Genomic DNA, 13,104 nt, shown 5'->3' with positions numbered 1-13,104 from the left:
ATTAGCATTGACTTAGAGTCCTTTTAAATGATAGGAGATTACATCTATCATTTAAAAATCGATTCTCTAAGGATGATGTGCATGATGTACTTATTTTTCTTCATAAGTGAAAGAAGAGAAGACACCATAAGCATCTGATTTCTGTCCAGAATACGCATACATACCTACCATTGCTCCAGTAAATCGTTTTCCTTTTCTAATGCCTTCATCGCAAATATAGTAGACATTCTCTAGGGTACCAAGTTCTTTTTCTTCTCCACCGTCTAAACGATATTTAAAGGTTCTTTTTAGACCTCTTGTTTCGACTTTGAAATCAATGTTATTAAACTGAGGAAGAGTACTTAAAGTTAATGATTCGCTATCATTTTCATCAATATGTTCCACAACTTTTAACTCTAAACCTTTCTCTGTTTTAAATACTCCAAAGAGAAGATACGTATTTTCATCATAATAGCATGTTAAACCAGTATGTTGTCCCACTTCTAGGGCTGGTGTTTCTAAAGTAGCAGTAGCATCAAAGTTAAAATGCTTTTGTCTAATTAATAAAATATTTCTAGCGTACATCGTGCTAATAGAGGCTTTGCTTCCTTTGATGTATAATTTTTTATTTTTTATAGTAATGCCATCTGCTTCAGGTGGTCTAGGGGTAACCCATTCTGCATTTAATTCATCTTGGCCATTATAATTTGGATTCGCAGATTCAAAGATTGTTTCTGGTAAGTTAGGCTTCTTTTGTAGTGTGCTAGGTCCCTTTAGATTATTAACAATTGGCCAACCATCTGGCGTCCAAGTAATTGGATCCAGCGCGGTTTCTCTGCCAAGTAAGCTATATTTACCATCTACCATACGACCGCATAAATAAACCATATACCATTCACCATTTTGTGTTTGTACAGGTTTACCATGTCCACAACGCTGAATAGGGGCAGTTTTATCCTTTTGCGTCATGATTGGGTTATAAGGGCAAGGCTCGTAATTACCGAATAGTTCTTTTGATCTAGCAACAGTAATGCAGTGGGAAGGTCCAGTGCCTCCTTCGGCCATAAACAAGTAATAATAACCATCTTTTTTCAATAGATGAGGTCCTTCTGGTGCACGTTTATTATCTCCGTAATAAAGAAGTTTTGCCTCTGAAAGTTGTTTTGTACCATCACTACTGATTTCCAATATTCTTGCTCCACGATTTAATAGCATATAGCGTTTGCCATCATCATCAGTAAAAATGGATGGATCGATACCATCTTCATCAATAAAACTTGGTTCACAATAAGGTCCTTCTGGACGATCCGAAGAAACAACCATTTGTTTACGATATACAGTGCCAGTATCATTTAAACGGTAAGTCGCAGTTATGTAGAAGCGTCCATTATTATATGAAATATCAGGAGCCCAATAACCGCGTCCACCTTCTAATTCATCTAGATATGCCCACTTAGGATTGGTGATTGCATGTCCAATAACTTCCCAGTGAATTAAGTCTTTGGAGTGTGAGATTGGAATACAAGGGAAGAAGATAAATGAGGAGTTTACCATATAATAATCTTCACCAACTCGAATGATTGATGGGTCTGGGTGCATCCCTGTTTGAATTGGATTCTTATACATATCATTAAAAGAACATCCAAGATACGTTTCAAAATAAGCCTCGATATCTTTAAAATCATGTTTTACTGCTAATTCGTATGGTGTAACTAAATCCATATCACCAAGTACAGGTGACATTCCGACTTTTTCAACTAGATATTTTACAAGTGATAGATTGCCGGACTCTACAGCATAATGGAGAATACTGCGATGCTCTGGATCAAATGTATTAAAACTTGCACGTGAATATTCTACGATATAACGTACAATTTCTTCATTACCGGTACTTGCGGCATAATAAGGCATCCATATACCATTTTCTGTGAAGGTTTCAATCATGTTTGGGTCAGTGATTAGCAATTCTTTTACTTCATCTAAATTAGCTTTTTTGATTGCTTGTTCTAATAAATTCATTACATACCTCTTTCTTTTAGATTGTTTATTAAATAAACTATATTGAAGAAAAAAGACTAGTCTTTTAAAAGACTAGGATTTTCTTTTTTTATATTTAATGGTAACAAAATATTTGCATAAATACCACCAAGTTTACGGAGTTCATTCGCAATAATACCAGCAAATGCAACCGCACCAGCATATTGAAGATGTGTATTATCAACTTTACCATCGGCATAGTTTGGATAAGCACCTTTTTCTAAATGCATGAAAAGTGGTTTACTTTTTTCATCACCTAATTCTTGAATATAATCTTTACTAATAGAACAAAGATCAATTACAGGAACTTCTAATTCTTTGCCAAGATTAATCATAGCTTGTGGATAATCTTGATGAGTACCATCTACTAGGGTACCGTCTTCTTTAAATAATCTACGATATAAGGAAGTAATTAAAACTGGATGAGCGCCATGTTTTCTAGCCACATCAACAAACTTTCTTAGGTTTTCTTGATAAGAACCAAACGCATCGGTATGTCTTTCTTCATCTGGCTTTTCATCATTATGACCAAATTGAATAAATAAAAAGTCATCTTTACCTATTTCTTCATCAATCGAATTTAAGATACCCTCATCTATAAAACTTTTTGTACTTCTACCGTTTTCTGCTTTATTTATCATTTGTATGTCTTTCTTCATATAAAGTAGAAAACCCTGTCCGATACCCGTTTGAGGATAGCTTGTGTAGTCGTTTTGTTTTACAGTTGAATCTCCTGCCCAAAAAATCTTTTGTGTCATTTTAAGTCCTCCATTTGAAATCGCGAGATATAATAAACAAGCTTTTATTTATTATAAGGATGTATTTTATTTGTATAATTCAAAGTATATACTACAAAGATTATATTGCATAGAATATACAGGTATAGCTTATATACAACAAAGTATATCGTATGAATTACATAGTATCAATTATATAGTATATTAAGTATATTATAAAGCATATCTTTTGAAAAATTCTCTATATGTTACTATTTGCATCTCGAATTGCTTTTGGTGATACTCCGTGAACTTTCTTGAATGCACGACGGAAAGAGTTAGCATTATTATATCCAACCTCAAGGTATAAATCAGATATATTGATATTTGTTGATTTAACAAGAATCATTGCTTGCTCCATTCGAAGCTGTTCTAAGTATTCAGAGAAGTTTTGCTTCACCTCTGCTTTAAATAAATAAGAAAAGTAGCTTTCTGAGATATCAAATATTTCAGAAATTTTCTTTAAGCTAAGGGATGAATCTTTATAATTTTCATTAATATACTGTTGAATCGTACTAATTAATTTATTACCATCTGCCTTTTGCTCATATAAATTACATAGAGTAAGAGAGATTTCCTCCATTAAATCTATTGTCTTTTGTTCTTGGAAAGCAAGATCTACTTTATCTAAAACTTCCTTATTATCATCTGTAGCTGTAATCGTAAAACGAACTTTTAATAAAGTATTCCTAATATCAGATAATAACCAACGAATTAGACTAAAGGATAATGTTCTTGTTTCAAAATTTTCTCTTCGTATTAGTTTGAAAATTTCTTTCACTTGCTTTACATTACCTGTGGTAATAAAGTTCGTAAGTTGTTGTGCCATTTCAAAAGGATAGTAGTAAGTTGTTTTATCTCTTTTTAAATGGTAGAAGCTCTGGAATATATGACCTTCACGAAGTACAGAAGCAGCTTGAATCGCCTGTTGGTAGGATTTCCATATAAACGAGAGTTCAGAATTACGATTTCCAAGACCACCATAAAGCCAAACAGAGTGTGTTTCCATTAAGTGTTCATGTAATTCTATAAAGTTTTGGTGAATTCGATTAATGCTTTCTTCAATGGTTTCCTCTATTGGACAAGGTAACATGATTGCAAAGGAATTTACTTCTACATCAAATATAAATATGTCGTTTCCAAAGAATTCGTAAAAATATTGTTTTAAAACTTCTTGATAGGTTGCCTTTTTTAAATCGGTATTCTCTAAAACAGAAGTATCTTCAACATAGAATTCTAATTGATCTAAATATACACTCGCATATAAAATTGTATATTTATTGCGTTTCATATCAATATGAAGAAATTCTGTGATTTGCTCAATTTCATCATCTGCAGAAATCAATCCATTTAAAAGACGTGCCATATATGAATTAAATATTAATGGCTTTTGGTCTTCTAATTTTTGTTGCAAAGTATTATTTTCTAATATAGAAGTTTCTAAAGCTGAATTAATCTGTATAATCGGTTTAATATTGCGCTTCGATAAGAGATAAATGAAAATAAAAGAAGCACCTAATGTAAATAATATAATAACAGAAAATACCTTTTGGTAAGTCATTAATTCATGGAATGCCATACTAGAAGGTTGTACTAAGTAGTAATTCCAACCATTGACACTGGAGCTTACCTTTGTAATGATAATTGACTTTTTATTATAGGAAGTTTCTAAAACTCCATCTTCTAATGGTGTAGTATTTACTATATCAAAAAGTTCGTCCGAATCAATTGAAAGAGAATTTTTGTTACTAATACGGAAAGCTTCTTCATTATTTTTATCAGTCACTACTAAAAAACCTTCACCAAATAAATCTACATCAGAGAAGATGTCATGCAATGAACTTTCATTAAACTCCACACATACAATCCCTGGATAGTTGCGTAACATAGAATAATTTGCAAGTGGCATCCTATATAAATAGGTAAAAGTAGACCCTGAATTTTTATATTTACGCAAGGAAGTAAGGCTATACATGGTATTTTCATCCGTTAAACTTTCTTTCCAAGAATCATAATATTCCATGTTAAAGCCTTTGGTATATTTATAGTATAATCTTGTATCTGTTAGCATTGTTGAAGATAATAAATAATCTACTTTGGGTAAATATATGTAGTAATCATATATTGGTAGCATTGTTTCAGTTGGTGTAAAATTCTTAAGATAATCGATTACATCTAAGCAATATTCATAAAAGCTAGGATCTGTAGTATCGTCAATATCTACTAAAGATAGTATGGTAGAATTATTAGCTAATTGTATAGTTAGTGTAGATAATTGGCGAATTGTTACATCCATTTTATCAACTGCATTCTCTAACATGCTTGTATTTTGTTTAACCAAACTTTTTTTTGCATCTGCAATGCCATATTGATATAAAAATAGCCCCATTGTTAGTATAAATATAAGCAATATGCTGTAAGAGGTTACAAAACGAAGCAAATATTTTCTATTTTTATTAAAATCGGATTTAAACACTTCAAATTCCTCCGGTAATTTTTTATGTTTTTAGTAAAAGCAAACAAAACACTGCAACAAAAATTATATCAAAGTGGTGCAATATTTGCAAGAAAATTAGACAGATTTTTCGATGTAAAAAAAATGAAAGCACACACAGAAAAAAAGCATGCTCTAAAAAGCGCATAAAATAAGGCTTTTTTGAGCATTCTAAAAAATTGCACACAAATAATAAATATTGTTTCTTGTTAAAATAGTACAAGATATGCTAGTATCTAAATGTCAAATCGAACAAAACTTACTAAATGAGTTTTTCGGTTGATGCTTACATAACATCAAATGATTTTTGAGCTTTTCATATTTTATTAGATGGTTATGAAGCTAAAAAAATTATATTATTAATGGTTTTAGAAAAGGAGGGTTTTTAAGATGAGAAAATCTACAAAGAAATTCTTATCCGTTGCAATGCTTCTTACATTATCACTTAGCTTAACAGCTTGTAGTTCTAAGAAGGATGACAACAAGGGAACAACTGAACCAACAACAGCACCTACTACTGAAGCAGGTGAAACTACACCAACTGGTGAAGCTACTAATACTAGCGATGTTGAAAAACCAAAGTCAATCACAGTTATGGTTAATGGTACTGTATTTACAGAAGCTAGAGGCCGTGACGCTTTTGAAAAGCAATTAGAAGATCAACTTGGAATCGACATTATCTTTAATCAACCAGAACATAGTGGTTACTATGATGTAGTTGGTAATACATTTGCATCTGGTGATTGGCCAGACGTAGTTCTTTTAGGAGCTGAATACTATACTTCTTATGCAGCATTAGGTGCATTAGCAGATGTAACAGAATATTGGGAAAATTCCGAATTAAAAGCTTCTGGTAGAGTAAATGAAAACGTAATGAATTCTATCGCTATCGATGGTAAATTATACGGATTTGCTCCAGCAAGAGGTAATGGATGTATTACTTATATAAGAAAAGCATGGTTAGATAAAGTTGGCTTAGATGCTCCAACTAACTATCAAGAATATGCAGAAATGTTAAAAGCATTTACTGAAAATGATATGGATGATAGTGGTGATCCATCCAATACAATCGCTGTTTCTGCAGCTGGTTTCGTTGGAAATGAAGCACCTTACACTAACTATTTACCAGAATTCTACCAAGATGCATATCCAGATTTCTATCAAAAAGAAGATGGAACTTGGGTAGATGGTTTCTCTGAAGATGCTATGGTAGGAGCTCTTACAAGATTAAAAGAAGGTTATGAATCTGGCTGGATTGATAAAGAAACATTAACAAATGGTACTAAAGACGTTCGTAACAAGTTCTACGATAATAAAGTAGGTGTATTTACTTACTGGGCAGGAACATGGGCAACTAACTTAGCAAACAACCTTGCAACTAACGGTTTAGATTCTGAATTAGTAATGTTACCACCACTTGCAGAAGTAGGACAATATGTTGAAAGACAGGCTCCAGTATGGGCTATTACTTCTAAAGCTGAAAACCCAGCTGGTATCTACAAATATTTCTTTGAAACAATGTTAGATGGTGGCGCTGTTCAAACACTTTGGACATATGGTGCTGAAGGAACTCACTGGTCTACAAAAGCTGAGACATTAACAGCTGGTGATGTAACTAAGACATTCCAAGAAGGCGAATTCCATATGCTTGTTAACTTAGAAAAACCAGATACATTTGAAACTAAGAATCATATCGATCCTATGTTATCTGTTGCTTCATGGGTTGGAGAAGATCCAGGTGCTGCTACAGTTGATGAATTAAGTAAAGAATCTGCAAAGAATTTCGATGCTTGGTCACGTATCGCACCAGTTATCGTTTCTAACGATACTATGTCTCAATATAGTGCTGACCTTTGGGATGCACGTAACTATGTTATCACTCAGGTTGTTACTCAAGGTATGAGTGTTGAAGATGGTATGCAATATTATCATGATAAGACAGATAGCATGGTAGCTGAAATTTTAGCTTCATTACAGTAGTAATTAAAATAAACAATAGTTGAGTTACTAATAGTGCTTAACTGAATAAGAGGGGCTGTTTATCAGCCTCTCCTATCACGAGAGATGCTCGTGAGAGGAAATTCTATTGAAAGAGAGGAAGTGCTTCTATGAGCATTAAACGGAAAAACAAAGTTCCAGTAAGCACGAAATCATTTGGGGCAAGAGTATATGTCCACAGATGGTTTTATGTAATGGCTTTACCAGTTTTTATCTTTATTTTATTATTTAACTATTTACCAATGTTTGGTATACGTTTCGCATTTTACAAATATACAAGTGTTACTGATCCAGTATGGGTTGGATTAGATAACTTTCAAAGATTATTATCAAAGCAAGAGTTTCAACAAGCTTTTTTCAATACAATTGAGTTAAGTGTCATTAAGTTGTTATTAAATACATTTATGGCAGTAGTAGTATCTCTTTTATTAAATGAGATTAAGAATTTGGCAGCAAAGAAAACAGTACAGACAATCATTTACCTCCCTCACTTTATGTCATGGGTTGTTACTGCTTCTGTATTCCGTTTAATCCTTTCACCAAGTAATGCTGGTCTTGTTAACTCTTTATTAGTGAATTTTGGGATTTTGGAGAAGGGTAAGGAAATTTATTTCTTAGCTGATAAGAATTGGTGGCGTCCTGTTTTCTATATTATAAATATTTGGAAAGATACTGGTTGGGGTACGATTCTTTATCTTGCTACATTAGCAGGAATCAGCCCAGATCTTTATGAAGCAGCTCAAATCGATGGTGCAAACCGTTGGAATCAGATGCGCTTTATTACATTACCAAGTTTAGCAAACACAATAATTACGGTATTGATTCTTAACTTGGCTAAAATTATGAACTTGTTTGAATCTGTTTTCGTTATGTATAACCCAGCTGTATACGAAGTGTCTGACGTTTTACAAACCTATGTATACCGTAGAACTTTCGGTTTAGTAGCGGATTATGGATATACAACAGCAGTAGGTTTAACAAAATCGTTAGTAGGATGTGTTCTTGTATTAATCTGTAACTACGCAAGTAAAAAAGTCCGTGGTCGCGGTATCGTATAGGAGGGATAGATGATGAGTAATCAAGTAAAAAAGAGACGTAAAAAGATCAAAATCTTCCCATATGTGAATGGTTTAATATTTTTGTTAATTAGTTTATTTATTTTAGTTCCTATGTGGAAAGTATTTGTAGACTCTATTGACACAAAAACAGCATTTGGTATGAGATTATGGCCAGCAGATTTTAGTTTAATAGGTTATAAGGTAATTTTAACAACTGAAGCATTATATAGACCTTTCGTTATTTCTGTTATTACTACAGTTGCAGGTACATTTTTAGGTTTATTATTATCTACATTAGGTGCATACGTATTAATTCAATGGGATATGCCAGGTAGAACTATATTTTCATACTTATTATTATTCACTATGATTTTCGATGGTGGTATGATTCCAAAGTTCTTAGTTATGATGGATTTAAAGATCATCAATACATTATGGGCAGTTATTCTTCCTATGAGTATTAACGTATATAACTTAGTATTAATGAGAAACTTCTTTGAAGGTATTCCAAAGGGACTTTTTGAAGCCGCTTCCATTGACGGATGTTCACCGATGGGTACATTCTTTAAAATCGTTCTTCCATTATCAAAAGCTGCTCTTGCATCTATTGGTTTAATGTTCGGTGTAGCTATGTGGAACGATTACACTAACTTTAAAATTTACATTAACGATCAAAAGTTAAATAACTTCCAGATGAAACTTCGTAGTTTAATTATGGATGGTGATATGCCAAGTACTGCTGAAACAGTATCTCAGAATACAATGTTTAATGCAGCGGTTATGGTAGCTATTATTCCATTTATGATTATCTACCCATTCTGTCAGAAGTATTTCGTTAAGGGTGTTAATGTTGGTGCGGTAAAAGAATAATTTAAGATATTATTATTACTACGTAATGAAGCTAATATGGGTTGTTTCAAGACTATTATATGTTTTGAAGCAGCCTTATTTTGTTGTTATAAAATATAGTTTGCTCATGATTTAATCATATATGAAATTCTAAATTGAATTTATATTGTTATTAAATTATATAAAAAAATACATTTCAAATAGTTCTATTTAGTGATATACTACTATTAGCTATTTAGGAGGAACGTAAGATGAGTAAGGAGATGCAAAGGGAGAGTACAGAAGAAGATAGTAGTTTAAATGAGGACCTTTACATTAATTGTTATGGAAAGAATAAAAAACGCCCGATTAAAATTTTAATGGGATTATATAAAGGACATTATTCTAAATTTATACTTTCAGGAATTTTCTTTGCCTTAAAACACAGTTGTGTTTGGGTACTTCCAATTGTAACAGCTAATATCATAAATATTGCACTCGCTCGTGAAGAAAGTGGACTTGGCAAGATTATATTTAATTTAATAGTAATATTAGCTTTAGTTACCCTAAATATTCCTATGAATTATTTATATACAAAGTGTCGTAGTCGTGCTGTTCGAGATGTAGAGGCGGGTTTGCGTGGAGCAATGGTACGTAAGCTTCAGCAATTATCAATGTCCTACCATAAAGAGATGCAGTCTGGACGTCTTCAATCCAAAATTATGCGTGATGTAGAGGCTATTGAGACATTATCTCAACAGTTGTTTATTAACACGCTTACAATCGGTTTAAATATTATAGTCGCATTATCTGTAACATTATTTAAAAGTCGTATTGTTTTCTTATTCTTTTTAGTATCTGCACCAATTGCTGCATTTACAATCGTTGGATTTAAATCAAAGATTAAAAAGTCCAATTCAGAATTTCGAAAAGAAATGGAAGAAACCAGTGCAAGAGTTATGGAAATGGTTGAATTAATTCCCGTAACAAGGGCCCATGCGTTAGAAAAAGAAGAAATCAAGAAAATGGAGAGTCAGTTAAACTTAGTGGCGGAGAAAGGGTATCGTTTGGATATCATTCAAGCTAATTTCGGTGCAGTTAGCTGGGCAGTATTCCAAGCATTTCAAATCATTTGCCTTGGCTTTTCAGGATTCTTAGCATATAAAGGAAAAATTTCAGTTGGAGATATTACTTTATATCAAACTTATTTTACTACAGTTGTAAATCAAGTTTCTAACTTTATTAATTTACTACCTATTATATCAAAAGGTATGGAATCCGTGAACTCTGTGGGTGAAGTCATATTAGCGGATGATATTGAAAACAATAAAGGGAAGAAGAAAATTAAGAAAGTAAATGGAGAATATGAATTTAAAGATGTCAGTTTCTCTTATGATAATAAAAAAACAGTACTAAATTCATTCAATCTAAAAGTAAATGAAGGCGAGACCATTGCTTTCGTAGGGGAGTCAGGTGCTGGTAAATCTACCGTATTAAATTTAGTTATTGGTTTTATAAAGCCGAATAAAGGTAAGATATTACTAGATGGTAATGATTTGAATCAAATAAACTTGAGAAGTTATCGTAAACATTTGGCTGTAGTGCCTCAAACTTCAATACTATTTTCAGGAACGATTCGTGATAATATTACATACGGAATGACCTCTGTAACGGATGAAAAAATTATAGAAGTTATAAAAGCAGCAAATTTAACTGAGTTTATAGAAAGTTTACCACAAGGGCTAGATACTATTGTTGGAGAACATGGTGGTAAATTAAGTGGAGGCCAAAGACAGCGTATTTCAATTGCTAGAGCTTTAATAAGAGATCCTAGGGTAATTGTCTTAGATGAAGCGACTTCCGCACTTGATAGTATCTCTGAAAGAGAAATACAAAAGGCTTTGAATAATCTTACAAAGAATAGAACTACATTTATTGTTGCTCATCGCTTATCCACCATTCGCAATGCTGATAGAATTGCAGTAATAAATGGAGGTAGGTGTGTAGAATATGGTACCTATGAGGAACTTATGGCCTTAAAAGGTGAATTCTATGAGATGAGGAGACTTCAAATAGAATAGTAAGAATATATTCGAAGCAATTTAACTATTCAAGTATTTTAAAATTATATTTTACGATAAGAGAGGATGGTCCAAAGTGAATAAGATTTATTATTGTTATCCAGGTGGTAAATTTAAAGTTTTAACAATGAGTTACGATGATGGGAAACAGGAAGATAGAAGGCTACTTGAAATCTTTAATGAGAATGGAATAAAAGGTACATTTCATTTAAATTACGGGTTAATGGATCAAGAAATACGTATTAATAAAGAAGAAATTGCCGATCTTTATCAAGGACACGAAGTTGCTGCTCATACGTATACGCATCCAACCATTGCTAGATGTCCATCTACATTAATTGCGCAAGAAGTTTTAAATGATCGTATAGGGCTAGAGACTTTGGTTTCATATCCAGTAAGAGGATTAAGCTATCCAAATGGTTCTTATGATGAAAGTATTAAAAGTATGCTTCCACATTTAGGAATTAAATATTCACGAACTGTAACTAGTACAAATTCCTTTGCTATTCCAAATGACTATTATGAATGGAATCCTACTTGCCATCACAATGGTAATTTATTAGCCCTTGGTAAAGAATTTATTTCTCTAGAGAAAAAACAGTATTTATATATGATGTATGTATGGGGACATAGTTATGAGTTCCCTAGAGATAATAACTGGGACCTTATTGAGGAGTTCTGTAAGATGGTTGGAAATCGTGATGATATATGGTATGCTACTAATATACAGATAGTTGATTATATGGAATGTGTGGAACGTTTACAATATTCTGCGTCTGGTGATCGAGTATACAACCCTTCAGTACAATCCGTTTGGCTATCTGTCAATGATGAGATTGTGGAAGTTAAGGGTGGAGAAAATAAATTATTAGGAGGAAACTGATGATTCGTTTAGGGATTAGAGGCCATGATATGGAAAAGGCCTCATTTGAAGATTTAGTAAGTAATATTTCTAGAAAAGGATTTTGTTGCACTCAATTAGCATTAAAAAAAGCAATTACTGAATTTAATGTAAATCGTGAGGCTATGACTCCAGGAATGGCTTTATACATGAAGAAAATCTTTGAGAAGAACAATGTAGATGTTGCGGTTCTTGGTTGTTATTTAAATTTAGCCAATCCAGATCAAGCGCAATTAGAAGATATCATTAAAAATTATGAAGCGCATATTCGTTTTGGTTCATTATTAGGATGTGGAATGGTAGGTACAGAGACTGGTGCCGTAAATACTGCATATAAATATGAAGAAGCAAACCATTCAGACGAAGCACTTGCTATCTTTATTAAGAATTTAAAACGTGTTGTAAAATATGCAGAAGATATGGGTGTTATTTTTGCTGTTGAACCTGTGTATAAACATATTATGTATGATATAAAACGTACTAGAAAAGTTTTAGATGAAGTAAATTCACCAAATCTTCGTGTAATATTTGATCCTGTTAACGTTATGTCAGGAGATAATTATCAAAATCAGGATGAAATTATTGAGGAAGCATTTGATTTATTAAAAGAAGAAATTGCTGTATTGCATATTAAAGATTTTGTCATCAAAGATGGTGAGCCATACTCTAAGAATTTAGCAGTTGGTGATGGTATCTTAAATGTACCATTGGTTATGAAATTAGCAAAACAACATAAGCCATTTATTCATATGTTGCTAGAAGATTCTGTACCAGAGAATGCTTTAAAATCAAAAGCATATATCGAAAAGGTATATGAAGAAGCTTAAATGCTAATTTAAATAGCTAACTTAAAATAGTTAACTTAAATAGCTAATTTAAATAGCTAACTAAAATAGTTGACTTAAAATAGTTAATTTTTCGGTGATTAAAAATACACCTAGATATTTTGAGA

At 32.4% G+C, this 13,104-nt stretch carries 9 protein-coding genes; 6 read left to right on the top strand and 3 right to left on the bottom strand.

Going from position 1 to position 13,104, the window contains the following annotated elements:
* Positions 1 to 90 precede the first annotated feature (90 nt).
* From BN4220_RS19045 to BN4220_RS19035, 3 genes are all read right to left on the bottom strand, one after another.
* Complete coding sequence (locus tag BN4220_RS19045; RefSeq protein WP_066720461.1) at positions 91 to 1,998, bottom strand: family 43 glycosylhydrolase; 1,908 nt, start codon at positions 1,996 to 1,998, stop codon at positions 91 to 93.
* A gap of 56 nt (positions 1,999 to 2,054) precedes the next feature.
* Positions 2,055 to 2,774: a rhamnogalacturonan acetylesterase gene (locus BN4220_RS19040; protein ID WP_066720457.1), complete on the bottom strand. Its 720-nt coding sequence runs from the start codon at positions 2,772 to 2,774 to the stop codon at positions 2,055 to 2,057.
* 220 nt (positions 2,775 to 2,994) lie between these two features.
* A complete protein-coding gene (locus BN4220_RS19035; protein WP_066720454.1) occupies positions 2,995 to 5,268 on the bottom strand; it encodes a helix-turn-helix domain-containing protein in 2,274 nt (757 codons plus the stop codon).
* A 408-nt stretch (positions 5,269 to 5,676) separates the two neighbouring features.
* Here BN4220_RS19035 and BN4220_RS19030 point away from each other — a divergent pair, with 408 nt between their 5' ends.
* The 6 genes from BN4220_RS19030 to BN4220_RS19005 all read left to right on the top strand — a co-directional run bounded on the left by BN4220_RS19030 (position 5,677) and on the right by BN4220_RS19005 (position 12,979).
* A complete protein-coding gene (locus BN4220_RS19030) occupies positions 5,677 to 7,266 on the top strand; it encodes an extracellular solute-binding protein (RefSeq protein ID WP_066720451.1) in 1,590 nt (529 codons plus the stop codon).
* Positions 7,267 to 7,394: 128 nt separating this feature from the next.
* On the top strand, positions 7,395 to 8,342 hold the full coding sequence (locus BN4220_RS19025) for an ABC transporter permease (RefSeq protein WP_066720448.1): 948 nt from the start codon (positions 7,395 to 7,397) through the stop codon (positions 8,340 to 8,342).
* Positions 8,343 to 8,351: 9 nt separating this feature from the next.
* The gene (locus BN4220_RS19020) at positions 8,352 to 9,212 is read left to right on the top strand and encodes a carbohydrate ABC transporter permease (protein WP_082812392.1); all 861 of its coding nucleotides are present in this window, start codon (positions 8,352 to 8,354) and stop codon (positions 9,210 to 9,212) included.
* Between the two features lie 230 nt (positions 9,213 to 9,442).
* A complete protein-coding gene (locus BN4220_RS19015; protein WP_066720424.1) occupies positions 9,443 to 11,251 on the top strand; it encodes an ABC transporter ATP-binding protein in 1,809 nt (602 codons plus the stop codon).
* Between the two features lie 76 nt (positions 11,252 to 11,327).
* Positions 11,328 to 12,134, top strand: coding sequence for a polysaccharide deacetylase family protein (locus tag BN4220_RS19010; protein ID WP_066720421.1), 807 nt, complete (start codon positions 11,328 to 11,330; stop codon positions 12,132 to 12,134).
* Positions 12,134 to 12,979 carry a sugar phosphate isomerase/epimerase family protein gene (locus tag BN4220_RS19005; protein ID WP_197467958.1) on the top strand — a complete coding sequence of 282 codons (846 nt, stop codon included), beginning with the start codon at positions 12,134 to 12,136 and terminating at the stop codon, positions 12,977 to 12,979. Before BN4220_RS19010 ends, BN4220_RS19005 begins: the two co-directional genes overlap by 1 nt.
* The last annotated feature ends 125 nt before the right edge of the window (positions 12,980 to 13,104 follow it).

It is taken from the genome of Clostridium sp. Marseille-P299, from assembly GCF_900078195.1.
GTDB lineage: Bacteria > Bacillota > Clostridia > Lachnospirales > Lachnospiraceae > Lachnoclostridium.
This window is presented reverse-complemented; position numbering and strand designations above follow the sequence as displayed.

Excerpts from the sequence above, each read along its gene's own strand:
- BN4220_RS19045 (WP_066720461.1), bottom strand. The coding sequence starts at position 1,998 with ATGAATTTATTAGAACAAGCAATCAAAAAAGCTAATTTAGATGAAGTA.
- BN4220_RS19040 (WP_066720457.1), bottom strand. The coding sequence starts at position 2,774 with ATGACACAAAAGATTTTTTGGGCAGGAGATTCAACTGTAAAACAAAAC.
- BN4220_RS19030 (WP_066720451.1), top strand. The coding sequence starts at position 5,677 with ATGAGAAAATCTACAAAGAAATTCTTATCCGTTGCAATGCTTCTTACA.
- BN4220_RS19025 (WP_066720448.1), top strand. The coding sequence starts at position 7,395 with ATGAGCATTAAACGGAAAAACAAAGTTCCAGTAAGCACGAAATCATTT.
- BN4220_RS19020 (WP_082812392.1), top strand. The coding sequence starts at position 8,352 with ATGATGAGTAATCAAGTAAAAAAGAGACGTAAAAAGATCAAAATCTTC.
- BN4220_RS19015 (WP_066720424.1), top strand. The coding sequence starts at position 9,443 with ATGAGTAAGGAGATGCAAAGGGAGAGTACAGAAGAAGATAGTAGTTTA.
- BN4220_RS19005 (WP_197467958.1), top strand. The coding sequence starts at position 12,134 with ATGATTCGTTTAGGGATTAGAGGCCATGATATGGAAAAGGCCTCATTT.